The following is a 26,742-nucleotide window of genomic DNA, read 5'->3' on the forward strand; positions in this document are numbered from 1 at the left end:
CGGACCCTTAATAAGGGCTCTCTACCTTGCCGGTTTCGACATAGACCGACTTGATCTGGCTGTAGTGATAAAGCGCGGCAAGGCCGTTCTCGCGGCCGACGCCGGATTGCTTGAAGCCACCGAACGGCATTTCTACCGGTGCAAGATTATAGGTATTGATCCAGCAAGTGCCTGCCTTGAGCTGGCTGATCACGCGGTGCGCGCGTGACAGGTCCTTGGTGAATACACCGGCTGACAAGCCGAATTCAGTATCGTTGGCACGGGCGATGACTTCGTCCTCCTCCTGAAAATCAAGGACTGCCATCACGGGGCCAAAGATTTCTTCCCGGGCGATGACCATATTGTCAGTTACGTTGGTGAAGATGGTCGGTTCGACGAAGCACCCGCCCTCGAAACCCTGCATCTGAGGGACGCCGCCACCGAAATGCAGCGTCGCACCCTCGGCTTTGCCCTTTTCGATGTAGGACACGACCTTGTCGCGCTGGGAAGCGTTGACCAGTGGTCCGAGGTGAATTTCCGGATCGAGCGGATCCCCGAGGCGAATGGCCTTGGTGCGCGTGGTCAGGCGGTCGAGGAACTGCTCCTTGATGCCACCCTGTACGAAGACGCGCGTGCCATTGGAGCACACTTGGCCGGTCGAATAGAAATTGCCGAGGAGCGCGCCGCCGACAGCATTTTCCACGTCGGCGTCGTCGAAAATGATCAAGGGAGATTTGCCGCCGAGTTCCATGGTCGCGTGCTTCATATGCGAGCCCGCCTGTGCCAGCACGCGCTTGCCTGTCGGAACCGAGCCGGTCAGCGAGACCTTGGCGACGAGCGGATGATCCACCAGCTGCGAGCCGACATCGCCGAAACCCTGCAACACGTTGAACAGACCATCGGGCAGGCCAGCTTCCTTGTAGACTTCAGCCAAGGCAAGGGCCGACAGCGGTGTGTTTTCGGACGGCTTGAAGATCATGGCATTGCCGGCAGCAAGCGCTGGAGCGGACTTCCAGCCCGCACCTTGAATTGGATAATTCCATGCGCCGATGCCGACGCAAACGCCCAAAGCCTCGCGGCGCGTGTAGGCATAGGATCCGCCAAGCTCGATCATCTCGCCATTGAACCCGGCGATGATGCCGCCATAGAATTCCAGTGCATCGGCGGCGGATGCGGGATCGGCAACCAGCGTTTCCTGAATAGCCTTGCCGGTATCGAGTGTTTCGAGTTCAGCGATTTCGGCATTGCGGGCACGCAGGATATCGGCAGCGCGGCGCAGGATACGGCCGCGTTCCACCGGCTTTAGCGCAGCCCAGGCCGGTTGCGCGGCGGCGGCAGCCTGCACCGCCTGCTCGATCAGCGCCGGTGTCGCGCCAAAGAGCCTGGCGATGATCTCCCCCGTTGCAGGATAGATTACATCAAGCGGCTTGCCGTCCTTGTCCTCGACGAAGCGGCCATTGATGAAATGCGATGCCTTGGGCTGCGCGCGCATGGTGTGTTCTCCTGGGTTCTAACATTTATCAGCATAGGCGCTGTGCGTGGTTCGACAAGCTCACCATGAGGGTGGTGAATTGATTGCAGAAATTAACTACCGACGGCGTTGTTCTTGGCTCCCTGCCATCAACAACATCCCTCATGGTGAGCTTGTCGAACCACGCACAGCGGCGACGCAAGCAGAAAAAGTCGAAGCATGGCCATTCATCGATCACTCACCTGCCAGCGCGGATTGATCCACGGCTCCTGATTGGAGCGAGGCAAGGGATCGCGGTCAAGAATATGATCGGCAGCCTTTTCGCCGGCCATGATCGAAGGGCCGTTGAGGTTGCCATTGGTAACGCGCGGGAAGATCGAACTATCCGCAATACGAAGACCTTCGACGCCGATCACCCGGCAGTGCGGATCGACCACCGCCATCGGATCGTTTGCCGAGCCCATTTTACAGGTGCCACAGGGGTGAAAAGCGCTCTCTGCGTGTTCGCGCAGGAAATCATCGATCTCATCATCCGACTGCACATGCGCACCCGGGGAAATCTCCTTGCCGCGATAGGGATCTAGTGCTGCCTGTCCGAAAATCTCGCGCGTCAATCGTACGGCGTGGCGGAAATCCACCCAGTCGTCGGGATGCGACATATAATTGAAAACGATCTTGGGTTTCTCGAACGGATCAGATGAGCGAAGCGTCACACTCCCGCGCGACTTCGACCGCATCGGACCGACATGCGCCTGGAAACCATGACCCTTTACCGCGGCCCGGCCATCGTAACGGATAGCTGCGGGCAGGAAATGATACTGGATGTCCGGATAGTCTACGCCGGGTTTTGAACGGACGAAAGCTGCGGATTCGAAATGGTTGGTCGCGCCATGGCCGGTCTTGAAGAACAGCCATTCGGCGCCGATCATGGCCTTTGAGAAGAGCCCAAGTTTGGAATTCAGAGTGATCGGTTTCAGGCTTTCCTGCTGGATATAGACCTCCATATGATCCTGCAGATTCTGGCCGACACCGGGCCGGTCGGCAACGACGTCGATTCCATGCTCTTTCAGATGGGAGGCGGGGCCGATACCTGACAGCATCAGCAGCTTGGGTGAATTGATGGACGAGGCGGCGACGATCACTTCGCGCCGGGCGCGTATCACCTCTGTCTTGCCGCGCCGGGTGATTTCGACACCGACCGCTCGCCCACTCTCAATGATCACACGCCGGGCGAAACCATTGACCAGATTCATGTTTTTGCGTTTTAACGCCGGGCGAAGATAGGCATTGGCCGCGGACCAGCGGCGGCCATTGTGGATGGTTTGCTCCATGGCCCCGAAACCTTCCTGCTTCGAACCATTATAGTCTTCGGTAACTTCGAAACCCGCTTGTTGGCCGGCATCGACAAAGGCGTGGAACAATGGATTGTCCCGGCGCCCGCGTTGTATATGCATGGGTCCATCCGTGCCGCGCCATCCCGGTTCGCCGCCGTGCGAGTGTTCCATGCGTTTGAAATAGGGCAGCACGTCTGCATAGGACCAGCCGCTCGCGCCACTTTCCGCCCAATGGTCGAAATCATGTGCATGGCCGCGCACATAGACCATGCCGTTGATCGAGGAGGAGCCGCCGATGACTTTGCCGCGAGGCGTGACCAAACGGCGCCCGCCAAGGTGCGGCTCGGGTTCGGACATAAAGCCCCAATCATAGGTGCTCATATTCATCGGGAAGGACAGTGCCGCCGGCATCTGGATAAATGGGCCGATATCGGTGCCGCCGAATTCGATGACAATCACCGAATATTTGCCGTCCTCCGACAGGCGGTAAGCCATCGCGGAACCCGCAGAACCAGAACCGATGATGACGAAATCTGCTTCCATAATGCTCTTCATGCTCACTCGCCGCGCGGGTAGCGGGCGTTCTCTTCCAGAACGTTCAGGTCCATATGATTGCGCATGTAACGCTCGGAAGCCTTCTGCAGTGGCTGATAGTCCCATGGATAGTATGAGCCGTTGCGCAGCGCTTCATAGACGACCCAGCGCCGCGCCTGGCTTTCGCGCACCGCGGCATCGAACCGTGCCATATCCCAGCGGCTCCGGGCTTTCGCCGTGAAATCTGCGACCAGCTTGGCATGCGCCGGATTGGTCGCGAGGTTGGTCAGTTCATCCGGATCCGATTCAAGATCAAAGAGTTGCGGCGGATCGATCTCGCAATGCACGAACTTGTAGGCGCCTTCGCGGATGCAGACGAGCGGGGCGTTCGAGCCTTCCGCCGCATATTCCATCAGAACGGGACCGGCGCGCGCCTTGCCTTGCATGACAGGGGTCAAATCCTCGCCATCGGTCCATGGCAGGATTTCGGCGATATCGATACCTGCAAGCGCCCCGAGCGTCGGATTGACATCGAGTGTCGACACGGGGTCCGAGATCAATTGTGGAGAAATACCTTTGCCCGCGATCATCAGCGGAACGCGAGCGGAACCTTCGAAGAAGTTCATCTTGAACCAAAGTCCGCGCTCGCCCAGCATGTCGCCGTGATCTGATGTGAACACGATGATCGTGTCGTCCAGCATTCGTGTGGACTGCAGGACTTCGAGAATTTCGCCGACCTTGTCGTCGACATAGGAAATGTTGGCGAGATAGCCCTGCCGCGCCCGCCGAACCTCTTCGGGCGTTATATCGAAGCAATGATGCTCGCATGCTTCGAGTAGCCGCTTCGAATGCGGGTCCTGTTTTTCAAACGGAATGGCACTGACCTTTGGATCGAGCGCAGGCGACCCCTCATAAAGGTCCCAATATTTGCGCCGCGCCACATAAGGATCGTGCGGATGCGTGAAGGAGACTGTCAGGCACCATGGCCGGCGCGATGCATCATCCGATTCACGCGATAGCTGGTAGAGCTTTTGCCGTGCGTGGAAAGCGACCTCGTCGTCATATTCCATCTGGTTGGTGATCTCGGCAACGCCCGCGCCAGTGACCGAGCCAAGATTGTGATACCACCAGTCGATGCGTTCTCCCGGCTTGCGATAGTCCGGTGTCCAGCCGAAATCCGCGGGGTAGATATCCGTGGTCAGGCGTTCTTCAAGGCCATGCAATTGGTCCGGGCCGACGAAATGCATCTTGCCGGAGAGACCGGTGTAGTAACCAGCACGGCGCAGATGATGTGCGTAAGTCGGGATATCCGAGACAAACTCCGCCGCATTGTCATAGACGCGGGTGCGCGATGGTAGCTGACCCGACATCAGAGAAGCACGGGCAGGGGCACAGAGCGGCGAGGCAGTATACGTATTCGCAAAGCGGGCCGAACGCTTGGCCAATGCCTTCAGGTGTGGTGCATGGATGAATTCCGCCGGACCGTCTGGAAAAAGTGTTCCATTCAGCTGATCAACCATTAAAATAAGTATGTTCGGTCTCATGCAGGCTCCGGCAGGGGCAAAATTCGTCCTCATAGCATTTTCCATATGGCAATGATGGTCGCTGTTTCAGTTACGCCATTGCGCACCGCATGACGACCGATATTTCTGGCCGTCCATGCAGGTTCGCCTTGAATCGCGCGGGTTTCATGGTTAGCTCAAGAGAAAGAGATTTGGAGGAATGGAAATGACTGCCTGTATCGTTGGATGGTCACATCTGCCGTTTGGAAAGCTGGAAGGCGAAACTGTCGAAAGCCTGATCGTCAAAGCTGCGTTAGGGGCACTCGATCACGCCGGCATTGGTCCTGAAGACGTAGACGAGATTGTGCTGGGTCATTTCAATGCGGGTTTCTCTCCCCAGGATTTCACCGCCAGCCTGGTTCTGCAGGCGAGTGATGCCTTTCGCTTCAAGCCCGCGACGCGTGTTGAAAACGCTTGTGCAACCGGCTCGGCAGCCGTGCATCAGGGCATCAAGACTATTAGTGCGGGCAGCGCCAAGGTCGTACTGGTCGTGGGTGTCGAGAAGATGACATCGACGCCCGGTCCGGAAATCGGCAAGAATTTGCTCAAAGCGTCTTATCTGCCGGAAGAGGGCGAGATTCCCGCCGGTTTTGCCGGAGTCTTCGGCCAGATCGCAGCCGCCTATTTCCAGAAATACGGTGATCAATCCGACGCCTTGGCGATGATCGCTGCCAAGAACCACAAGAACGGCGTCAATAATCCCTATGCGCAGATGCGCAAGGATCTCGGCTATGATTTCTGCCGGCAGGAGAGCGAGAAGAACCCATTCGTTGCGGGTCCGTTGAAGCGTACCGATTGTTCTCTCGTCTCCGACGGTGCGGCAGCGCTGGTGCTGACCGATACGCAGACTGCGCTGAAGATGAAGCGTGCCGTGGCATTTCGTGCAGCCGCGCACGTTCAGGATTTCTTGCCGATCTCCAAGCGCGATATCCTGCTGTTTGAGGGTTGTTCGGAAGGCTGGAAGCGCGCGCTGGAGCAAGCCGGCGTGACCATCGATGACCTGTCCTTCGTTGAGACGCATGACTGCTTCACCATCGCCGAACTGATCGAGTATGAGGCAATGGGACTGGCGAAGCCGGGCGAGGGCGCCAAGATAGTGCTCGAAGGCCAGACCGAGATGGGCGGTCGCCTGCCGGTCAATCCTTCCGGCGGCCTCAAGGCCAAGGGGCATCCGATCGGCGCCAGCGGTGTTTCGATGCACGTGCTGTCATCGATGCAGTTGACCGGGGAGGCCGGCGGCATACAGGTGCCGGGCGCCAAGATTGCGGGCATTTTCAACATGGGCGGCGCAGCGGTCGCCAATTATGTTTCGGTGCTGGAGCGGATAAAATAACGCTGGTAGCATCACAAGCAAAGCTGTGATAGGTTACATGTAACCTATCAGGAGCATGACATGCGTTCATCCGCCCAACCGAAAAAGACCTCTCAGCAGAAGGTCAAGGAGCATCGTGAGCGTTTGCGGGCACAGGGCTTGCGTCCAGTCCAGTTTTGGCTGCCGGATGTAAATTCGAAGGAATTTAAGGAAGAAGCTCACAGGCAGTCGCTGGCGATTGCCAATAGTCCGACTGAGGCAGACGATCAGGCATTTATTGATTCAATTTCTGACTTTGATGACAATGACGATGAAACGCGGTGATGTTTGGACGGTCGCCGGGGGCAAAGACTATGCAGGAGAGCCTCGACCTGTGGTCATTGTTCAAAATGATAGTTTTGACGGGACGAATTCGATCGTTATATGCACGTTGACGAGCATCGACCTTCAGGTACCATTTGCCCGGCCAATGATAGATCCAAATCCTGATAATGGCTTGCGCCATCAATCCTGGGTCATGGTGGATAAAATTTCATCCGTGCCGAAATCCAAAATCGGGATGTTTATCGGACGATTGAGTGATGACGATCTTGTTCGTCTGAATCTAGCAATGCTGGTGTTTCTTGGCTTAGCGTCGTCACCACGCACACATATGGAACCGTCGACATGAGCAATCCGGTACTGGTTGAAGTTTTTCGCGGCGAAACGGTGGAGAGCCGTCATCGTGGCACGGTGATCGTGACCGATGGCGACGGCAAGATCGTCTTCTCGCTCGGCGACATCGAGCGACCGACCTTTCCGCGCTCTGCGATCAAGGCAATTCAGGCGCTGCCGCTGGTCGAAAGCGGCGCGGCGGATGCCTATGGCTTCGGCGATGAGGAACTCGCCATGGCCTGTGCCTCGCATTCGGGCGAGCCGCAACATGTGGCGAAGGCCGCCGATATGCTGGGCCGCGCCGGGCTCGATGTTTCGGCACTTGAGTGCGGCTCGCATTGGCCGACGCAGCAACCCGTGCTGATCGCGCTGGCGAAAAGTGGCCAGGAGCCGACGCCGCTGCATAATAATTGTTCCGGCAAACATGCAGGATTCCTGTGCACGTGCCGGCATCTTGGCATCGAAACGCACGGCTATTCTGCCTTGGGCTCACCCGAACAGGATATGGTGCGCGATGCCATGCAGAGCGTCACCGGCGCACCGCACACGCTGGATCGTTGCGGGACAGATGGTTGTTCTATCCCGACCTATGCCATTCCATTGAAAAACCTGGCGCATGGCTTCGCCCGCATGGCGACGGGGGTTGGATTCGAGCCGGTTCGTGCCGCTGCGGCGCGGCGCCTTGTCGATGCGGCGATGGCAGCACCATACTATGTCGCGGGTACCAATCGCGCCTGTACGGTTTTAATGGAGATGGCTCCAAACCGCATCTTCGTAAAGGGTGGTGCCGAAGGCGTCTACGCCGGGGCATTGCCGGAACTCGGGCTCGGGATCGCTATCAAGTGCGATGACGGGAGCGCGCGGGCATCCGAGGCAATCATCGCCACGGTTCTCGCCCGGATCTATCGCAACGAGGACGAACTGGAATCGAAGCTCGACCGGTTTGCTGACCGCGAAATGCGCAACTGGAACGGCATCACTTATGGCGTCATCAGCCCGACAGAAGCGTTGACGGACGCCGATATCAATTGACGATATTCCGCTCGACAGTAAGGTTTGGATAGATCTGGGCGCTCTTCTGGGTCAAATCCTTGACCGTGACGTCAGTCCAGCTATGACCAACAATGCCGCCGTTCCTGGAACCCTGGATAATGTTGTCAGAAATGATAGCCGAGCCGACACCCTCGACGACACTGACATAGATACCTTCGCCTGACGTGCGGACGATGTTTCCAGTCGCAATCACATTGCGCATGTAAGCGCCCCAGCCGAGCTGTATGCCGTAAATTGGGGCGTTTTCAACCACATTGCCGGTAACCGAGATGTCGGCTTCGACGCTGATGCCGATGCCGAAGGTGCCGGGATACGGGCCCTTGGTCGAGAGGTTGCGCACCAAATTGCCGCTGCAGGTTCCGAGCCGGCCTCCGCTGTCGAAATTGACCATCGATATGCCGTTTGCAGCACCATCGACGAGATTGTTGGCGATGACCGCGCCTTCGAAAGCGAACTCCGAATAAATCGCGGTTTCGCCGCTCGCACTGCAATTGTTCCCGGTGATCTGCAAATTGCTGGCACTATTGCCGCGGATCGCGGTAAAGGCGCTGTCGTTGATGACATTGTTGGAAACGATGACATTGTTCGCGCGAAAGATATTGATGGCGTTTCCGTTCTGACCGGTGCCGCCTGCATCCGCCCTGGTCTTGCTAATGCGGTTGCCCGTAACGATCGTGCCGTCTCGGCCTTGCTCGTAGCGCTGAACGAGAATGCCGCCATTACCACAATCGTGGATCTCATTGCCGGTGATCTCTAGTCCGGTGGAGTCCGCAGCAAATATGGCCGCATCGCTGGCGCCCGAGATACGCGTCCCCTCGATACGCCCACCGCATTTGAAGAGATCCACGGCATTCTTGCGCGCACCGACAATCTGGCAATCATCCAGTACGAGATGAGCGACGTTACTGGCTTCGAATAGCCCTCGAATGCTCTCGCCTAGAGGCCTGCCGTCGCCGTCGATCACAAGGCCGTTGAGCCGAATATGGCTGGAACCATTGGCCCCTATCAGACCAGATTTTCCTCCGAACAGAAGACGCGACTTGCCGGAAACACCGAGCAGATTGACATAGGCGGGAAACTGCACACCCGAGACAATATAGGCTCCAGGTGGCAGGAATATCTGCTGACCGGACGAACTTGCTTTGGTTAGCAACGCATTCAGCTTGAATGTCTGATCGTCCGGGCCCCCCGGGTTCAACCCGAATTCCACAGCGTTGATTATTCCTGATGCGGTCTGGGCTTGCGTGGTGCGCGGCAGAATGCCGACGCCGGCAAGCGAGGCCAGACCAGTCAGGACGAAGCGTCGGTTGATCATATTGTTATCCGCGGAAGAGAATGAGACGGGTGATGGAGGATTGCACTTGCTGTAGGGCCTAGCAAGGCCTACCTTCGTTCGATGAGCAGGGCCTTCACAAAGGAAGACGATAGCAACTCCTCGATCGATGTCGGCGAGCGCCCCATAAGCCCGCACCGAAATCTGGTGACGGAAAAGGGCCTCGCTCACATACATGCCGAACTCGCAGCGGCGCATGAGGCGCTGGCCAAAGGCAACGCCGAGGCTGACCGCGATCTGATCGCGCGGGCCTCACGCGACCTGCGGTACTGGAACGCACGCAGGGAATCGGCCGAAGTCTCACGCCCCGATCCGCGTAGCGATGTGGTCCGGTTCGGCATGACAGTCACAATCGCCGACGAAGACGACAAATCACAAACCTGGGCAATTGTCGGCGAGGACGAAGCGGACGCCAGCCATGGCAAGATCTCGCATGTGTCACCTATGGCCAAGGCGATGTTCGGTAAATCCATTGGCGACAGTTTCGTGCTGAATGATCGCGAGTGGGAGATAACGGCGATCGATACTGCACCTTGAAGTTGAAATCTCAATTTAAGCAGTGAGACGCAAGAGATTCAATTTAAAGCGCTTTTCATACCGGCTCGATGTGATCGCGGAAGAAGGCCGCCGCGCCAGTTTCGTCAATTTCGCCAGCGGCGACGTTCATCACAAACGTGTAAAGTGTACCGGGATCGGCAGTCGGCACGTAGCCGTTGATCACGAGGAAGGCGAGGGCTGCAGCGAGCGCCGTACGCTTGTTTCCATCGACAAAGGCATGGTTTCTGGCCAAGCCAAACATGTAAGCTCCGGCTAGCTCTGCTATGTCTGGATCGCCATAATTAGATTTGTTTTCGGCGCGAGCCAAAGCCGATTCGAGGGCATTTTCGTCTCTCAAACCGTGAGCTCCGCCATGACGATGCAACTGCTCCGCATGCATTGCTTCCACTGACAAGCGGGAAAGGAATTCCCAACTCATTCAGCAAGCTTTTGAAAAACGGTCTTGTACTTGTCCATCATTTTGCGTGCGGCTTCCATCTGACGTTCGAACGAATCGTCAGTAGGCTTCAAAATTATGCCGTCGGCAGTTTGAATGACTTCCAGCTGATCTCCGGCCTTCAGATGGTTCCTCTCAAGCACATCCTTCGGCAGGATAACCCCTTCCGAATTTCCGATTTTCCTCACGGTTACGTTCATGGCCTTAACTCCGATGTTATAACGCGAGGTATAACGTAAGTGTACGACACATACAAGCTGGAGATTGTGGTCTTACAGCCAGCCCTTTTTGCGGAAGATCAGGAGCGGGATAACGGCTGAGGCAATCATCAGGGCGATGGCCATCGGATAGCCCCAGACCTCATCAAGTTCGGGCATGAAATGAAAGTTCATGCCGTAAATCGATGCGACGAGCGTCGGCGGCATGAAGGCGACAGCGGCGACGGAGAAGATCTTGATGATAGCGTTCTGCTCGATTGAGATGAGCCCAACGACCGTATCAAGCAGAAAGGTCACCTTGTTGGAAAGGAAATCGACATAGGTGCTCAACGATTGCGTGTCGCGCTCCAGCGACTTGATCGTGGCCCGTATATCCTTTTTGCCCAGGGCCTCTTCCGGAATGGCAGCCGTATAAACGAGGAGGCGGCTGACGCCGGCGATGCTTTCCCGAATTTTGGAAAGAAACGCACCTTGAATACCGATATTGTTGAGACTGTCCCTGAAGTTCTTCGTTGTCATCGGCTTGTCATTTTCCGATCGCCGGAAGATCGCGTGGGAATTCACATCAATTTCACCAGCTACACCTTCGAGAATGTCTGCGATCCGGTCAGTCACGGCTTCGATCAATCCCAGCAGAATGCTGATGCCGCTGCATTTGGGTGTAATGAGACCGTTCCCCGGCTTGGTCGCGCGGCCAATGAACAGAATGAAAGCCTTCGGATCGGTATAGCGGACAGTGACAAGCAGCTTTCCTGTGAGAATGAAAGATACCGGAGCGATACCGTGATGTTTCAATTCGGTAGAGTGCAGGATGGAGGCCGTCAGATATTGCGCGCCATTCTCAGCGTAGAAACGGCTGGATTCCTCGATCTCGATCATATCCTCGTGGGTCGGTATGGTCGCCTTGGTCCAGTTCTCAACCTGGACGTCCTCTTCATGGGTCGGGTTGATAAGGTCGATCCAGACTGCATTGGGTGGCAGATCGGCCCCCGCAAGAGCAGCACTAGGCATCAGATAATCATCTTGCAGCGCGTAGACATAAATCATTTCACAATGAATCCAGCAAGGTATCGATCAGTTTCTCGGCGGCCTCGCCGATTACAGTGCCGGGAGGGAAAATAGCCGTTGCACCTGCCTTGAGGATCGCATCGAAGTCCTGCGGTGGTATGACACCGCCAACGATAATAAGAGTATCGTCCCGCTCGCGGCGTTTCAGCGCCTGCTTGAGTTCCGGTACGAGCGTCAGATGTCCAGCTGCCAGCGATGAGACGCCAACGATATCGACATTGCTCTCGATGGCGAGGTCCGCAACTTCTTCAGGCGTCTGGAACATGGCGCCAACAATGACCTCGAATCCGAGATCACCGAAGGCAGTTGCTATGACCTTCTGACCGCGGTCGTGGCCGTCCTGGCCCATCTTTGCGACAAGAATACGAGGCTTCCTCCCCGTGCGTTTTTCGTAAGCAGCCGCTTTGGCTTCAACGCGGTCGATGACTTCGCTTTTCCCGGCTTCCTTGCGATAAACCCCGGAAATCGTGTGGATGTTGGCTACATGCCGCCCATAGGCCTTTTCCAGCGCCAACGATATCTCGCCAACCGTTGCGCGTGCCCGCGCTGCCTGGATCGCCAGGTCGAGCAGATTGCCTTTGCCCGCCTTCGCTGCTGCCGTCAGCGCAGACAAGGCTGCATCGACCGCGGCAACATTGCGCGTTCCCTTCAACTGCTGCAGCTTGGAAAGCTGGCGCGCGCGCACCTCCGCGTTGTCGACTTTCAACACGTCGACTTCCATATCCTCGGTCGGGCGATAGGAGTTGACGCCTATGACCGGTTGCCGGCCACTATCGATACGTGCTTGCGTGCGGGCTGCGGCGGCTTCGATGCGCATCTTCGGAATGCCCTGTTCGATGGCCTTGGCCATGCCGCCCAGCGCTTCTACCTCGTCGATGTGGGCGAGGGCACGGGCGGCAAGGTCATGCGTGAGCCGCTCGAGATAAAATGAACCGCCCCAGGGATCGATTGTGCGCGTCGTGCCGGACTCCTTTTGCAAGACCAGCTGTGTACTGCGGGCTATGTGAGCCGAGTGATCGGTTGGAAGAGCCAGCGCTTCGTCGAAAGAATTGGTGTGCAGCGACTGCGTATGCCCCTGTGTCGAAGCCATGGCCTCGATCATGGTGCGCACGATATTGTTGTAAGGGTCCTGTGCCGTCAGCGACCAGCCCGAGGTTTGCGAATGGGTGCGCAGCGAGAGCGAGCGCTCGTCCTTTGGATTGAAGTTCTTCTTCATCAGAACCGCCCAAAGCAGGCGCGCGGCACGCAGCTTCGCAACTTCCATGAAGAAATTCATGCCGATCGCCCAGAAGAAGGAGAGGCGCGGTGCAAAACTATCGATGTCCTGACCAGCAGCAACACCCGCGCGCGCATATTCTATGCCGTCGGCGATGGTGTAGGCGAGCTCAAGGTCGGCGGTCGCCCCCGCTTCCTGCATGTGATAGCCGGAAATCGAGATCGAATTGAACTTCGGCATGTTTTCTGACGTGTAGGAAAAGATGTCCGAGACAATTCGCATCGAAGGTTGCGGCGGGTAGATATACGTGTTGCGTACCATGAACTCCTTCAGAATATCGTTCTGAATGGTTCCGGCGAGCTGCTTTTGGCTGACGCCTTGTTCTTCGGCCGCAACGATGTAAAGCGCGAGGATTGGCAGCACTGCCCCGTTCATGGTCATGGAAACGGTCATTTCGCCAAGCGGAATACCGTCGAACAGCTGTTGCATATCGAGAATGGAATCGATGGCGACGCCCGCCATCCCGACGTCGCCTGCGACACGCGGGTGATCACTGTCATAACCGCGATGGGTTGCCAGATCGAAAGCAACGGAAAGGCCTTTTTGGCCGGCGCCAAGATTGCGCCGGTAAAAGGCATTGGATTCCTCGGCTGTCGAGAAGCCGGCATATTGCCGGATCGTCCAGGGCTGCTGGACGTACATCGTCGGGTAGGGACCACGGATAAATGGCGCGGCACCGGGAAAGCTGTCCAGATGCGGCAGCCCGCGCAGCGCCGCATCGCCATAGGAGCGCTTGACCTGGATACCCTCAGGCGTGATCCAGGCTGCGGCCTCCGGCGTTGGGGCGAGGGGCTTCGGCTCTTGCCAATCGATCTTGGTGAAATCCGGAATTCTCATTTTATTCAGAGGCCTGCAAGGTTTCATCGATGCGCGGGAAAGTTAGCGGTTCGCAATGAACGACGCCATCCGTCGGCAAAGGCATGTGGGGTGCATCAAGCACGGTGACAGGTCGTTCTCGCCGGGCCGGGAAAAGCGTTGTGCCCACGATGGCACGTTTGCCGGAAAGGTATTCCTCTGTTCGGGCATTCCGGGCCGCGATGATACGAGCCTGGAACTTGCCATCGACAAGGCTTTGCAAAATGCCGCCGTCTTGTTCAAGCGCCTGAAATTCCTTCCATGCCGCCTCACAGAGATTCTCCGTCAGACTTTCCACCGCACCAGAACCGCAAGCCGGATCGGCAACGAAGGCCAGATTGCTTTCTTCCGCAATGACGAGCTGTGTGTTGCGGGCAAGGCGCCGCGCAAAGGCATCAGGCAAGCCATGGGCAATCGTATGGGGCAAAACCGCAATCGAATCTGCACCGCCGGCAGCCGCAGCGAAGCCTGCAATCGTGTTGCGCAATATATTGGTTTCGGGATCGAGCCTCGTGATCATCCGGTATGATGTTTCGGCATGGATCGTTGCCTGCGAGGGGCGCATGCTACCGCAAGCCTCCTGCAAACGCGCCCACAGACGCCGCAAAGCCCGAATCTTGGCGATCGAAAGGAACTGATCCTGGTCGACCGAGAGTGCAAAACCGATATGTGGAGCAGCATAGACAATGGGCTGACGCGCCTCTTCGAACAGCCGGAAATGGCCAGTGGTGATGGACAACATCGCACCGAGTTCTTGCGCCTCTGTGGCACCCGCATTGTGGTAGACGCGGCCGTCCGCCTCAAGCACGATTCCAGGCAGATCGGATGAGAAAAAGCCCGAAAGCGATTGTGGCAGCGAGGCTTTCAGCGCTGCAAGGCTCATGCGCAGACGGCCCGTTCCGGCCAGAGTGGCAGCGGGATCGATGCCAAGCGAGAAGCTCAGCGTCTTCGGATTGACATCGCGGGGACGCATGTAATCCACGAACCAGTCGGCACAGGCACGGCTTTTCGGATGCACGTCCATGCGCAGATGGATCATGTCGAGATGAACGCCATAGAGCACCTTGTCGACGGCTTCACGCGTCGAGGGGAGGCCATAGCCGAAAGCATTCGGGGCGCCCTCGAACACCAGAGCAATGCCGGTAGCTCCGTTCTCCAGTTCTTCCAACAGCTGCCTGTTGGCACGAACCGGATCCGGATCATCGATCCGCTGGACGATATGCCAAGGCTTCGAAGGATTCTTTCGCGGGGTCAGCAATGCGTTGCGGCGGCGTTCATAGAGAGGTTCGATGGCGATAGCATCGTCTGTCTTCGAGATCAGGGATTCATCGAAATCCGCGCCTTTGAGGGCTTTTTGCGCAAGTTTAACCCAGCCATCCCGGTCAATCGGCGCAAATTCAGTTTGCTTGAGCAGTGACGCGTCCATGCTTTCTCCCTGTTGCGCGCATTCTTTTCGCGACTTTAGGAGGAGTCATGCTGCTTCGCAACAAAGCAAAGTGCCGCTGGCGCAACTTATTGAAAACTAGTGATTTTTCATTAAATCCGGTTTCGGGTGGCTGGAGCGGAGCGGGCGTGAAAGGCTGGCGTCAACTTCAAACGCGAAAGGTCAAAATAATGAACATGTTAATTGGAAAGACGGCCATCGTGACCGGCGCGAGTTCTGGCATCGGTTATGAAACAGCAAGGCTCTTTGCTGGCGAAGGCGCGAATGTCATCGTGGCCGCAAGACGCCAGCATGAGCTTGACAAGTTGGTCGCAGCGATCGAATGGGACGGTGGAAAAGCCATCGCTCTGGCCGGTGACGTCCGCGATGAAGCCTATGCCAAGTCATTGGTTGAATTGGCGGAAAGCACCTTTGGCGGGCTCGACATCGCCTTCAACAATGCCGGCGCAAATGGAGAAATGGGACCGACGTCGGACGTCTCGCTCGAAGGCTGGCAGGAGGCGCTGAACGTCAATCTCACGGGCGCTTTCCTCGGAGCGAAATACCAGATCCCTGCGATGCAGAGACGCGGCGGTGGCTCGCTGATCTTCACGTCGACCTTTGTCGGCTACACGGTGGGAATGCCGGGCACTGCGGCCTACGCAGCCAGCAAGGCAGGGGTTATCGGTCTTATGAAGACACTCGCCGCAGAGCTTGGTCCGCAAGGGATCAGAGTGAATGCGATTCTGCCCGGCGGAACCGCGACCAGCATGGCAGAGGCCTGGGTCGATACGCCGGAGAAGCTTGCTTTTGTTGAGGGATTACATGCGCTTAAGCGACGGGCAACACCGGGAGAAATCGCCAGGTCAGTGCTCTATCTCGCGTCCGATGCTTCGAGTTTTACCACGGGCTCGGCCATGTTGGTCGATGGCGGTGTCTCGATCAACCGGACCTGAAAACAAAAACGCGCGCCGAAAAGCGCGCGTTCAGGATTGGCGACGAGGCCGGCTTAAACGAACTGGCTCAGACCCGGAATGGAATTCACCACCTCGTCAACTGGTCCACTGCCGGCTTTTTCACGAGCAAAAGCAATGGTTTCCTTGGAAATGCCGGTGATTTCGCCCATGCCAAGGCCAATGCCCATCAGCTTGGAACCGAGGCCCATGACGCCCGGCATCAGGCCGGAAAGTCCGCCGCCGCTATTGTTGGCTTCGGCAATGGCAGCTTCAGCGCCGGGAACGCCGGCAATCAACTGGTCAACCTTGTCGGCTGGCGCTTCTTTCTGCAGAAATGCCAGAATGAGGCCAACAGCCTTGCGAGCGGTATCCGGATCGGTGCCGACATTGGCGGAAATGCGCGCGATAAGTTCGTCCATTAGTCTAATCTCCCGTCTGATATGAATTACGTTTACGTAATATGCGGGAATATTCCTCCGCACAAGCGCTTAAGTCAATCTGGATCATTCTATCAACCCAAGGTGTGAATTGATATTCGCGCCATAACGGTCTGCAAACGGCACTTTTCTGTGATCCGGTGCTCACGTACTTCAAGTACGCTCCGCTCCGGTTCTCGAAAAACACCGTTTTCGCCGCGTCATGATCGCGAATCTCAACACACCTTCGTACAATCAAATTGCAATCGGACGATGAAATTCCTGCGCCAGATTCGCACTTTCTTGCATGGGAATCACGGAGTCTTGTGCAGGAATCGTATTTTTCTGTTCCATTTGCATTCCGGAAGTTGCCGGGCGTCTGCAATTTTCCGGACGCGATAAAGCCTTGGCCATTGTCGCGTGGAGTTTGGCTGTTTATACCGTGGATAAAGTGACCGTCGCGACGAGGACGAACGACATGGCCGATGACAGTATTTTCCTTGGTGCAAGCCGCAAGCCCGACGATACCTACCAGCAGGCAGAATCCTTGCTGCTGAAATTCGGGAACCGGCATGGCCTGGTCACTGGCGCAACCGGTACGGGTAAGACAGTCACGCTACAAGTACTGGCTGAAGGCTTTTCGAAAGCCGGTGTTCCGGTTTTCTGCGCCGACATCAAAGGCGATCTTTCGGGCATCGGCGCCAAGGGCGAAGACAAGGATTTTCTCGTCAAGCGTGCCGCTGATGTCAAACTCGATCCTTACGAGCATTCGGCCTCGCCGGTGATCTTCTGGGATATTTTCGGCGAGCAGGGACACCCGATTCGCGCCACGATCTCGGAAATGGGTCCCTTGCTGCTCTCGCGCCTGATGAACCTGACGGAAGCGCAGGAAGGCGTGCTGAACATTGCTTTCAAGATCGCCGACGAGGAGGGGCTGCTCCTGCTCGACATGAAGGATTTGCAGTCGCTGCTCGTCAATATCGCGGAACGCGCCGAAGAAATCTCCGCCCGCTACGGCAATGTCACGAAACCTTCGGTCGGTGCGATCCAGCGCTCGCTCCTGGTGCTGGAACAGCAGGGCGGCACGAAATTCTTCGGCGAGCCGGCGCTGAAGATCGCCGACATCATGCGCACGGACACAAATGGCCGCGGTCTGGTCAGCGTCCTTGCGGCCGACAAGCTGATGATGAACCCGCGGCTCTATTCGACGTTCCTGCTTTGGCTGTTGTCGGAACTCTTCGAGGAACTGCCGGAAATCGGCGATCCGGAAAAGCCGCGCCTGGTGTTCTTCTTCGACGAGGCGCACCTGCTCTTCAACGAAGCGCCGAAAGCGCTGCTGACCCGCGTCGAGCAGGTGGTGCGCCTGATCCGTTCCAAGGGCGTGGGCGTGTTTTTCATCTCGCAAAACCCGCTGGACGTGCCGGAAACGGTGCTGGCGCAGCTCGGCAACCGCGTGCAGCATGCCTTGCGTGCCTATACACCGCGCGAGCAGAATGCAGTGAAAACCGCTGCAGACACCTTCCGCGCCAACCCCGCCTTCAACACGTTCGAAGCGATCACCAATCTCGCCACCGGCGAGGCGCTGGTTTCGACGCTGGCCGACAAGGGCGTTCCGTCCATGGTGCAGCGGACGTTGATCCGCCCGCCGGCAGGACGCATCGGGCCGCTGACCAGCGACGAACGCCAGACACTGATCAATGCAAGCCCGGTAGCTGGCCTCTATGACGAGATGGTCGACCGCGAATCCGCCTACGAGCTTTTGCAGAAGAAGGCGCAACAGACAAAGACCGAAGCGGAGGCGGCGCAGGAGGCCAGCGCCGATAGCACGGGCGGTTGGCGGCTGCCCGATTTCCTTGGCGGCGAACCAAAGACTGGCCCGCGCGGCGGCCAGGTGAGAGGCCGCCAGACCGTGGCCGAAGCCGCGATGAAATCCGTCGTCCGCTCAGTCGGGGGGTCGCTCGGCCGCGCGCTGGTGCGCGGGATATTGGGTAGCCTCAGCCGGCGGTGAGCGCCGGTTTGCTATTTGCACGATTAAATTGTCAATCTAACAATCGGAAATTGTGTGTTTTTTTGCAACATGCATATTAATTAACCGTGCCTCGAATTCAGGCAGTTGACACGACGGCATACAACCGCAAAGTCCTGCCAACTATATTATTGCACTTCATATTGCCTGATTTTTTTAAAGGACGATTTTCATGTATGCATTTTCAGGGGCGGATTCCGCTCGTTCTCCGCTATCGCCTTCATTCCACCGCGTCCGCCGCAAGCTGCTTTCGTTTGTATCAGCAGCTGCGATCGCTATCGCATTGCCGGCAGTTCCAGCCTTGGCGCAGGAAGTCGGGAAATATTTCATGGCTGATGGTACGAAAACGGATGAGTTGGCTAAGGCGGCGGCAAGCTGGCGCACACCGGAGTTCCTGAAGGATCACGCCCTGGCGGGTGTGAAGGCAGAATATGCCTATGCCTTTGGATTCACCGGGAAGAGTGTCAAGCTTGGCATGGTCGATTCCGGTATTTATTCCGCGCATCCGCAATTGCAGGGCAAGTTCACATCCTTGACCGTGGAAGGCTTCTACAGCGCGGACGGCGAACAACTGGATGGGAGGAACAAAACCTGGAAGAAAGGCGACCCGTTCAAGGTCTTTGGCGATTACGATCCCTTCTTCAATGACAGCCATGGCACGTCCGCAGCAGGGGAAATGATCGCCATACGCAATGCCACGGGCGACGCGGAAAAGGACAGGATGCACGGCATTGCCTTCGATGCGCATCTCTATTCAGCCAATACAGGCGGCACTGACAACACGGTTTTTGGCCCCAACGTCGACTATGGCTACTTCAAGGAAGCCTACGGCATTCTTGCCCGCAACGGCGCACGCGTGATCAATTCCAGTTGGGGACAGGAAGCACGCGATGCTGGCGATTATGGAACGCTCGACGGGCTGACAAAACTCTATAGCCGGTTTGTCGGCAAGAAGACCTTTCTCGACGCCGCTTTCGAAGTTTCCAAAGAGTACGGAACCATCCAGGTCTGGGCCAATGGCAATGAGGGGCGCAACAACCCGCGTGCCGTGGTGGCAATGCCCTATTTCCGGCCGGAGGTGGAGCCCTATTGGATTGGCGTGACTGGCGTAACCAAGGATGGGGACACCATATTTGATCGCTGCGGCGTCACCAAATACTGGTGCATGGCTGGTCCAACGCAGGGGATTTCAACAACATCTGTCGGTGTCAATGGCGGTGAGGACGAACGCGACGGCGGGGGTCATACACCGGACGATCTGGCAAAAAAGCCGCTAACGCCAGCCTATCGTTCGGGCTACAGCGGCACATCGGCTGCGGCTCCGAACGTGACCGCATCCTTGGGGCTAGTGATGGACCGGTTTGCCTATATGACCGGCACTCAGGCGCGCGATGTACTGTTTACCACGGCGGAGCATCTCGGCGATGGAAGCGCGGATCTCCCCGACACGACCTTTGGTTGGGGCCGACCGGATCTCAAAAAAGCCATGAACGGTCCCGGGCAGTTTCTGTCGCGATTCAACGCCAATCTGGGAGAGGGCGTCACCGACACATGGGTAAGTGATATCTCCCAGGTCGCTCTCGACCAGCGGAAGAAGGAGGAGCAGCAGGAGATAACGGCGTGGAGTGCCCGAAAGACCGCTCTTGGTTTGAACGACGGGATTCCCGCCAATCTGGTCGAGACACTTGCCGAAACTCTTGTGAGCGAAGTTCCGAAAGGCAAGGAACTGCTCAAGGCAGCGATCGCAGCCAGTATAGAGGGAAACTTCATAATAGAGGAAAACTACACAGCCGAGAAATTTCAAGCTGCTCTGGCTGCTGCCGAGGCAAACCCTGCGGGATCGGCACTGCTTGCGCTCTATGAAAAGTCCCATCCCGGATGGACAAGCAATTGGAGCGAGACAACAGACTACACCAACTTCATCGCCAGCTACACTGATGACCTTGTTCTGGCAGGTGTGATTGCAGCTGTGAAGGCCGAGGGAATCGAAACCGAATATTCGTCCACTGAAACCCGCACGGCCTATCTCGCGACGAAGGCCTACGACGCCGGTCTCACCAAATCCGGTTTGGGCACGCTGACGCTTTCCGGCAAGAACACTTATCGCGGCGATACGATCGTCGATGGCGGCAAGCTTGCCATCGCCGAAGGTGGCTCGATCATCTCGAACACTTTTGTCAATTACACCGGCCAGTTTTCAGTCGATGGAACAGCGGCGAATGCAACGATCAACCAAGGCGGCGAATTGCGCGTCAACCAGACCGGCATAACTGGCGATCTCACCTTCAATGGCGGTTGGGGCGTCATCTATGGCAAGAGCGGCAATGCCAGCGTCAACGGCGGCAGCCTGATTATCGGCAACGCCGGGATTTCTGGTGATCTTGTGTTGAATGGCGGCTTTGCCGCTGTCTATGGCATGGCCGGCGATGCGACGGTCAATGCTGGCGGCGAGCTTGGTGGCAAGGGCGGCTCGGTCGCCAGCCTTGTCGTCAACCGGGACGGTTTGGTTTCGCCTGCTGGTCAGTTCCATACGCAGGAGCAGGATGATGGCCTGGTCAAATCCTGGCCGCCCCATGGCACGGAAATCGGCGTTCTGACCGTTACTGGCGATGCAACCTTTCATCCGGGGAGCCTCTTGAATATCGGGATCATGTGGGACGCGAGCGGCGCCGACCTGCTCAAAGTCGATGGAACCGCAAACCTGCTGGGCGGCATCGTTGCCGTGCGCCTTGAAAATCAGGTGGCGCTCCTGAGTCAGAAAACGATCGAAGGGTTGTTTCTGGACAAGTCATATGAGGTCCTGAACGCCGGAAAAGGCGTCACGGGCAGGTTTGACAGTGTATTGCCGCAGTATAATTACGTGACAGCGGAGTTGGATTACAGCGATGCGAACAAAATCACCCTCGGCTTCGGCCTGACTGATGCAGGGCAGGACGAAGAGGATCGGCTGGCGCGCGAAGAAAAGCTGCGCTTGCTGAAGGAGCGCGTCAAAAGCCTCGTCCTCGTCGATGCGAAGACGCCGAACCAGATCGCCGTTGGCGGCGCAATCAAGGAGCTTGAACTCGGCAATCCGCTGCTCAATACGGTGCTGTTCTCGGCAATCGGCGAAATCTTGCCCTATGACAATCTGTCGGGCGAAGCCCATGCCACGCTCGCGGGCGTGCTTGCCAAGGATGCAAGCGTGATCGGCAATGCGGCGCAAAACCGCATTCGCGCTGCCTTTGACGGGGTAGCTGTGAAGGAGCAGGCGGTGATAGCGTCACCGCTGGCTTACGCTCCGGCGCAACGGGCCAAGATCAGCGATGCCTTTGCATCGGTAACGCCGGCACCAGCCACGACCGCCCTGTGGGGCGAGGCCTATGGCGGATGGGCGTATGCGGGCGGCGACGGCAATGCTGCAGGTTATAGCCGCAATACCGGCGGCTTCGTCACCGGGCTCGACGGTGCGGTTGCGGATGATTGGCGCATAGGCGTGCTCGCCGGCTATGGCAACACCTCGCTCGATAGCCGGGCTTCGAATGCCTCGGTCGACAGTTATTCGATCGGGCTTTATGGCGGTACCGCGTGGGACAATCTGCGCTTGAGCCTTGGCACGGCCCTTACCCAAAATGAGATCGACACGGACCGCACGGCGGTGTTCGGCGATCTCGCGGGCGGGCACAGCGCTTCCTACGATGCGAAGACCGTGCAGGTTTTCGGCGAGCTCGGCTATGCGGTCAAAACGGCTTATGCCGATTTCGAGCCCTTCGCCGCGGCGAGCTACGTGCACCTCAAGAGCGATGGCTTTCAGGAAAGCGGCGAGATCAGCAATCTGACCGGGCTAGCGGGCACAACGGACTTGACCACGACGACGCTCGGGCTTCGGCTATCGCGCAGCTTTGCCATAAGCCAGACCATCTCGCTCGATGCACACGGCATGCTCGGCTGGAGCCATGCCTTCGGCGATGTGACGCCGGAGCAGCGCCTGGCCTTTGCCGGCGGCCAGCCATTCGACGTCAAGGGCCTGCCGGTCGCGACCGACACAGGCATCGTCGAGGCGGGGTTCGATGTGGGAATCGGCAAAGCCACGACGCTGGGCCTGACTTATAGCGGGCAGTTCTCCGACAGCGCGAGCGACAACGCGGTCAAAGCCGATCTGACGGTCAAATTCTGATCGGCGGTCAGTCGAGCACGATCCAGGCGGGAGCATGGTCGCTTGCATGGTCCCAGCCCCTGACGTGACGATCGACATCAGCGCTGCTCAATCGATCGGCGATCGATGGACTGAGCAGGAAGTGGTCGAGACGCAGGCCGGCATTGCGGCCCCAGGCGTTTCTGAAATAGTCCCAGAACGTGTAGATTTTCTCGTCGGGATGCAGGTGGCGAATGGCATCGGTCCACCCTTGCGCAACAAGCTTCGCGAAGGCCTGCCTGACTTCGGGGCGGAAAAGCGCGTCGTCGATCCAGCGCTCCGGCTTGTAGACATCGAGATCCGTCGGCATGACGTTATAATCGCCGGCAAGTACGACGGGCGCGCCTGTCGCAAGCAGTTCCTGAGCGCGTTGCGAAAGGCGGTCGTACCAGCGCAGCTTGTAATCGAATTTCGGGCCAGGTGCCGGATTCCCGTTCGGAACATACATGCATCCGATCAGGACACCATTCACGGCCGCTTCGATGTAGCGGCTGTGGGTATCGTCGGGATCTCCGGGCAGGCCGCGTGTGGTCTCGATAGGCTCAGTGCCTTTGGCAAGAATGGCAACGCCGTTCCAGCTCTTTTGTCCGTGCCAGATTGCGTCATATCCCGCGGCGTTTATCGCGCGCTCCGGAAATTTCTCCTGAGGCGCCTTGAGCTCCTGCAAGCACACGACGTCCGGCTGGGCTTCCGCAAGCCATCGCAAAAGCAACGACAGGCGGCCGTTGATACCGTTTACGTTGAATGTGGCAATCTTCATTTAGAGCGGGTTCTGAGCCGGAAACGTTTCTGATAGTTGCATCGAGTCGTTGCCTGCATCATGAGATAAAGCCGGGCGCAATGGAAGCTGCGCCCGGCTGGTTACGTCAAATCACAGAGCGCCTGACGTTCCTCATGCCTGCTTGGCCCGCCATACGATGTCGCTGACATTGAGCTTCTTCGGCACGATCTTGAGGTCAAAGAACTCATCGGCCAATGCCTGCTGATAGGCAATGGCTTCCGGCGTAACGCCCGCCACCTTGCCAAGATCCGCTCCCTCGCGCGTCAGGACAACCTTCTGGATATCCTCCGGCACGCCGGTTATCTTCGCAAGGATCCGGACCGTCTCGTCGAGATTGTCTTGCGCTGACCGGCCGACAAGCGTCAGCTCATCGAGGACATCCGCCAGAACATCGCCATGCGAAGCGGCAAACTCGCCATTGCTGAGAAAGAACGACCAGGACTCGACGATGCCTTTGCCGGTTGCCAGCACCCGCGCTTCCGGGCGTTTCTCGGCCACGGCAAAATAGGGATCCCATATCGTCCAGGCGTCGATCTGACCTGCGGTGAAGGCGGCCGCCGCATCGGGAGGCGAGAGGTCGGATGCAACGATGTCTTTCACGGCCAGCCCGGCCGTCCGCAAAGCCTTGACCGTGAAATTGTGGGCGCTCGAACCACGTTTGAAGGCGACGCGCTTGCCCTTGAGATCGGCTATGGACTGCAATGGCGAATCCTTGTGGACGAGAATGGCCGAACCCGCCGGTGGGCCCCGATAGGTTCCGGCATAGACCAGATTTCCGCCCGCCGCCTGCGCAAAAAGCGGCGGCACATCACCTGTCGGGCCGAAATCGATAGCACCGGCGCCGAGTGCCTCGAGAAGCGGAGGCCCCGACGAGAATTCCGACCAGCTGACATTGATGCCGCGCTGTTCAAAACGTTTTTCGAGTGCGCCGTTGCCTTTGGCCAGTGCCAGGACGCCATTTTTCTGCCAGCCGATGCGGAGTGTCTTTGGCGGTTCCGAAGCTCCATGCGCTGCGAAGGGCAGGGCGGTTGCTGCGGCAGCACCGCCCAGCAATGCGAGAGTTTGTCTGCGATTGATCATGCGAGGCATCCCTTTCCAATAACGTTGGCTCCGGCAAAGGATGGCGCAATGGATCAGCGTCGGCGACGTCAGAACGTGCGAACAATCGCTGGGATGGGGAAAATCATGCCTGTTTTGGCGTAGGCGGCGAAATCACTTCGCCGCCGGAAAGCCGTTCGGATGCGCGGGCACAGCCTTGAGATAGGCGGCTATCGCGTCACGATCCGCAGGCTCGAGATGTGCCATATTGAGAACCACATCCGTCATCGAGCCGCCGAGCGAATCGAAATCCGGCGTGAAACCGCTCTCCAGCGCATAGGAAATATCCTTTTCGGACCAGGAATCGATGCCGCCTTCGCCGCCGGTGATATTCGGAATGACGCCCTTGCCCTCAGGCGCTTTGGCGCCCGCCAGCCATTGCGTGTTGTCCGGCCCGCCAATGACATCGCGGGGAGTATGGCATTCGCCGCAATGGCCCGGGCCTTCCACCAGGTATTGACCGCGCTTGATCTCATCGGTGGCATTGGCCAGCGTGAGGACCGGCTGCGGCGAAAGGAAAAGCCGCTTCCACAGACCAATGCCGCGCCGGACGTTGAAAGGAAAACTCAGCTTGTGCGGCCCGGCGACATTATCGGATGGCGGCAGGGTCTTCAGGAAAGCGTAGAGATCGGCAATATCCTGCACCTGCATGCGCGCATAGGATGTATAGGGAAAGGCCGGATAAAAATGCCTGCCATCCGGCGAGACCCCTTCCATCATCGCATTGGCGAGATCGGCGAAGGACCAGTCGCCGATGCCTTGCTTCGATGGGGAAATATTTGGCGTTACGAAGGTGCCGAAAGGCGTGACGAGGTTGACACCGCCCGCCAGCACCAGCCGTGCATCGCCTTTGGCACCCGGGGCTGCATGGCAGGAGGCACAGCCTCCTTGCCAGAAGATGCTCATGCCGCGTTGCGGATCACCGGGGGCTGTCGCGGCAAGCTTTGCCGGGTCGACATGGGAGGGCGCCGAGAGCAACCAGAACCCGGCTCCGCCAATCAGCGCCAGAATGATGATGAGCAATGCGAGCTTGCGCATCATCCTTTTACCTAGTCTTTCTTGATGCGGAACGCCTTGTGGCAGGAAGCGCAATTTTCGGCTACCTGGTTGAAGACGACCTTGAAGCTATCGAGGTCCTTCGGGTTGGCTTCGGCTGCCGCGGCTGCGTCTTTCTGGTATTTTGCCACGGCGGCGACAAAGCCGGCATTGTCTTCCCAGATCTTCGGCGAGACGGTGGTTTTGCCCTGGTCAGACCCGGCAGGAAACAGCGTCGCCACATCGATCTTCTGCGCATCCTCGTTGAGGTGTACCAGTGCGGCCTTTACCGCATCGGCATCGAACGGCTTTTCGCCTTTGATGATCGGCGTGATGCTGCCGACGGTCTTGCCCTGATCCTTCATGAGCGCCTGGCGGTCAGCGAGCGCATCGGCGCTTGCCGGTGCCGAAAGTGCGATGGCAAGCAAAGGCGCCGCAGCAAGCGAAATCAGTCTGTTCATGGGGTGTCTCCGACTCTTGTGGCTAAAGTATTGTGGCTTCAAGGGCTTCCGGTGGGCACTCTAGATTATACATTGCGAAAAGCACGCGGCAATTGCGATCACATTTTCGTTTGTCAGCAAGTTAATGGAGCAAAAAGCCCCGGCGTCAGACGCCGGGGCTGGTTATGGTGTCAGAACTGTAGATAGATCCCGCTCCTGCGGTAACGGTAAGGGTCATCCCAAGTCCGATAGTATGGGCGATCTCGGTAGTAGGGGCGGCGGTAATACCGGTCACCATAGTACCTGCGATCCCAACGGCGATAATGCCTGCGTTCCCAACCGTAGTGCCTGCGGTCCCAGCGGCGATGATGCCGGCGATCCCACCGGTCACGATAGTGGACGGTTTCGACATTTGGGTTCGGAGCAGCCTTCGAGATCTCGACTGGCTGCTGAATCGTCATAGGCGCGGCGCTGGCCGTTTCGACTGGAACAAGTGTCCCGATCGACACCAAAACCGCGCTTAGGGCTGAAATCAACTTTCTCATTGTACCTCCAGTGAAAGCCCCCGCTTTTGCCAAAGGCTTTCAACACTTAAACGTCCCTGAGATATTAGACATAGTCCAATTCTCTGAACCTCGGATGAATAACGGTCAGCTATGAGGCAAGGATCAAAATGGGGCGATCACTTTTGAGAACGTGTTGTTCCAATGCGTGAAAAAGCACGCATATCCGGGCGGTTCGTTCGCGATTCTG

Annotated in this window: 23 protein-coding genes; 8 read left to right on the top strand and 15 right to left on the bottom strand. The window is 57.6% G+C overall.

Translation table 11 applies throughout. From position 1 onward, the window contains the following. Window positions 1–7: 7 nt before the first annotated feature. From betB to betC, 3 genes are all read right to left on the bottom strand, one after another. Complete coding sequence (gene betB, locus LB462_RS00500) at window positions 8–1,471, bottom strand: betaine-aldehyde dehydrogenase (protein WP_224505480.1); 1,464 nt, start codon at window positions 1,469–1,471, stop codon at window positions 8–10. Window positions 1,472–1,677: 206 nt separating this feature from the next. Then, window positions 1,678–3,327 (bottom strand): choline dehydrogenase, encoded by a 1,650-nt coding sequence (gene betA / locus LB462_RS00505; protein WP_224506012.1) that lies wholly within the window; start codon window positions 3,325–3,327, stop codon window positions 1,678–1,680. A gap of 14 nt (window positions 3,328–3,341) precedes the next feature. Continuing rightward, the gene (gene betC / locus LB462_RS00510; protein WP_224505481.1) at window positions 3,342–4,862 is read right to left on the bottom strand and encodes a choline-sulfatase; all 1,521 of its coding nucleotides are present in this window, start codon (window positions 4,860–4,862) and stop codon (window positions 3,342–3,344) included. A gap of 184 nt (window positions 4,863–5,046) precedes the next feature. Here betC and LB462_RS00515 point away from each other — a divergent pair, with 184 nt between their 5' ends. Genes LB462_RS00515 through LB462_RS00530 form a run of 4 tightly spaced genes read left to right on the top strand, consistent with a single transcriptional unit; the run spans window position 5,047 to window position 7,878 of the window. Then, window positions 5,047–6,213, top strand: coding sequence for an acetyl-CoA acetyltransferase (locus LB462_RS00515; protein ID WP_224505482.1), 1,167 nt, complete (start codon window positions 5,047–5,049; stop codon window positions 6,211–6,213). A gap of 60 nt (window positions 6,214–6,273) precedes the next feature. After that, entirely contained in the window at window positions 6,274–6,516 is a 243-nt protein-coding gene (locus LB462_RS00520) for an antitoxin MazE family protein (RefSeq protein ID WP_224505483.1), read from the top strand. Further along, the gene (locus LB462_RS00525; RefSeq protein ID WP_224505484.1) at window positions 6,503–6,862 is read left to right on the top strand and encodes a type II toxin-antitoxin system PemK/MazF family toxin; all 360 of its coding nucleotides are present in this window, start codon (window positions 6,503–6,505) and stop codon (window positions 6,860–6,862) included. The genes LB462_RS00520 and LB462_RS00525 overlap by 14 nt, the downstream gene beginning before the upstream one ends. Beyond that, window positions 6,859–7,878, top strand: coding sequence for an asparaginase (locus LB462_RS00530; protein ID WP_224505485.1), 1,020 nt, complete (start codon window positions 6,859–6,861; stop codon window positions 7,876–7,878). The genes LB462_RS00525 and LB462_RS00530 overlap by 4 nt, the downstream gene beginning before the upstream one ends. Here the strand turns inward: LB462_RS00530 and LB462_RS00535 are convergent. Continuing rightward, a complete protein-coding gene (locus tag LB462_RS00535; RefSeq protein WP_224505486.1) occupies window positions 7,871–9,214 on the bottom strand; it encodes a TIGR03808 family TAT-translocated repetitive protein in 1,344 nt (447 codons plus the stop codon). The genes LB462_RS00530 and LB462_RS00535 overlap by 8 nt on opposite strands. An 81-nt stretch (window positions 9,215–9,295) precedes the next feature. On the opposite strand from LB462_RS00535, the gene greA reads away from it, so the two are divergent. After that, window positions 9,296–9,769 carry a transcription elongation factor GreA gene (gene greA, locus LB462_RS00540; RefSeq protein ID WP_224505487.1) on the top strand — a complete coding sequence of 158 codons (474 nt, stop codon included), beginning with the start codon at window positions 9,296–9,298 and terminating at the stop codon, window positions 9,767–9,769. 55 nt (window positions 9,770–9,824) lie between these two features. Here greA and LB462_RS00545 read toward each other — a convergent pair whose 3' ends face one another. The 5 genes from LB462_RS00545 to LB462_RS00565 form a co-directional block, all read right to left on the bottom strand. Continuing rightward, complete coding sequence (locus LB462_RS00545) at window positions 9,825–10,208, bottom strand: type II toxin-antitoxin system death-on-curing family toxin (RefSeq protein ID WP_112527467.1); 384 nt, start codon at window positions 10,206–10,208, stop codon at window positions 9,825–9,827. Continuing rightward, complete coding sequence (locus LB462_RS00550) at window positions 10,205–10,426, bottom strand: AbrB/MazE/SpoVT family DNA-binding domain-containing protein (RefSeq protein ID WP_106715755.1); 222 nt, start codon at window positions 10,424–10,426, stop codon at window positions 10,205–10,207. Before LB462_RS00550 ends, LB462_RS00545 begins: the two co-directional genes overlap by 4 nt. Before the next feature lie 72 nt (window positions 10,427–10,498). Further along, a complete protein-coding gene (locus tag LB462_RS00555; RefSeq protein ID WP_224505488.1) occupies window positions 10,499–11,491 on the bottom strand; it encodes a magnesium transporter CorA family protein in 993 nt (330 codons plus the stop codon). A gap of 1 nt (window position 11,492) precedes the next feature. Continuing rightward, complete coding sequence (scpA, locus tag LB462_RS00560; RefSeq protein WP_224505489.1) at window positions 11,493–13,625, bottom strand: methylmalonyl-CoA mutase; 2,133 nt, start codon at window positions 13,623–13,625, stop codon at window positions 11,493–11,495. 1 nt (window position 13,626) lies between these two features. Continuing rightward, complete coding sequence (locus LB462_RS00565; RefSeq protein ID WP_224505490.1) at window positions 13,627–15,069, bottom strand: methylmalonyl-CoA mutase family protein; 1,443 nt, start codon at window positions 15,067–15,069, stop codon at window positions 13,627–13,629. A 188-nt stretch (window positions 15,070–15,257) separates the two neighbouring features. Here LB462_RS00565 and LB462_RS00570 point away from each other — a divergent pair, with 188 nt between their 5' ends. Further along, the gene (locus tag LB462_RS00570) at window positions 15,258–16,022 is read left to right on the top strand and encodes an SDR family oxidoreductase (RefSeq protein WP_224505491.1); all 765 of its coding nucleotides are present in this window, start codon (window positions 15,258–15,260) and stop codon (window positions 16,020–16,022) included. Between the two features lie 53 nt (window positions 16,023–16,075). Here the strand turns inward: LB462_RS00570 and LB462_RS00575 are convergent, their stop codons facing one another. Then, window positions 16,076–16,441 (bottom strand): DUF2267 domain-containing protein, encoded by a 366-nt coding sequence (locus LB462_RS00575; RefSeq protein ID WP_112527475.1) that lies wholly within the window; start codon window positions 16,439–16,441, stop codon window positions 16,076–16,078. Window positions 16,442–16,916: 475 nt separating this feature from the next. Here LB462_RS00575 and LB462_RS00580 point away from each other — a divergent pair, with 475 nt between their 5' ends. Beyond that, a complete protein-coding gene (locus LB462_RS00580; protein WP_224505492.1) occupies window positions 16,917–18,446 on the top strand; it encodes a helicase HerA-like C-terminal domain-containing protein in 1,530 nt (509 codons plus the stop codon). Window positions 18,447–18,636: 190 nt separating this feature from the next. Continuing rightward, window positions 18,637–22,617 carry an autotransporter domain-containing protein gene (locus LB462_RS00585; RefSeq protein WP_224505493.1) on the top strand — a complete coding sequence of 1,327 codons (3,981 nt, stop codon included), beginning with the start codon at window positions 18,637–18,639 and terminating at the stop codon, window positions 22,615–22,617. Window positions 22,618–22,624: 7 nt separating this feature from the next. On the opposite strand, the gene xth is transcribed toward LB462_RS00585, so the two are convergent. The 5 genes from xth to LB462_RS00610 all read right to left on the bottom strand — a co-directional run bounded on the left by xth (window position 22,625) and on the right by LB462_RS00610 (window position 26,401). Further along, complete coding sequence (gene xth / locus LB462_RS00590; protein ID WP_224505494.1) at window positions 22,625–23,395, bottom strand: exodeoxyribonuclease III; 771 nt, start codon at window positions 23,393–23,395, stop codon at window positions 22,625–22,627. A gap of 132 nt (window positions 23,396–23,527) precedes the next feature. Next, the gene (locus LB462_RS00595) at window positions 23,528–24,496 is read right to left on the bottom strand and encodes an aliphatic sulfonate ABC transporter substrate-binding protein (protein WP_224505495.1); all 969 of its coding nucleotides are present in this window, start codon (window positions 24,494–24,496) and stop codon (window positions 23,528–23,530) included. A gap of 132 nt (window positions 24,497–24,628) precedes the next feature. Next, window positions 24,629–25,555, bottom strand: coding sequence for a cytochrome c (locus LB462_RS00600; RefSeq protein WP_224505496.1), 927 nt, complete (start codon window positions 25,553–25,555; stop codon window positions 24,629–24,631). A gap of 8 nt (window positions 25,556–25,563) precedes the next feature. After that, window positions 25,564–26,010 carry a c-type cytochrome gene (locus LB462_RS00605; protein WP_224505497.1) on the bottom strand — a complete coding sequence of 149 codons (447 nt, stop codon included), beginning with the start codon at window positions 26,008–26,010 and terminating at the stop codon, window positions 25,564–25,566. 145 nt (window positions 26,011–26,155) lie between these two features. Continuing rightward, window positions 26,156–26,401 carry a hypothetical protein gene (locus LB462_RS00610; protein WP_224505498.1) on the bottom strand — a complete coding sequence of 82 codons (246 nt, stop codon included), beginning with the start codon at window positions 26,399–26,401 and terminating at the stop codon, window positions 26,156–26,158. Window positions 26,402–26,742: the final 341 nt, after the last annotated feature.

Source organism: Phyllobacterium chamaecytisi (genome assembly GCF_020164455.1).
Taxonomy (GTDB): Bacteria; Pseudomonadota; Alphaproteobacteria; order Rhizobiales; family Rhizobiaceae; genus Phyllobacterium; species Phyllobacterium chamaecytisi.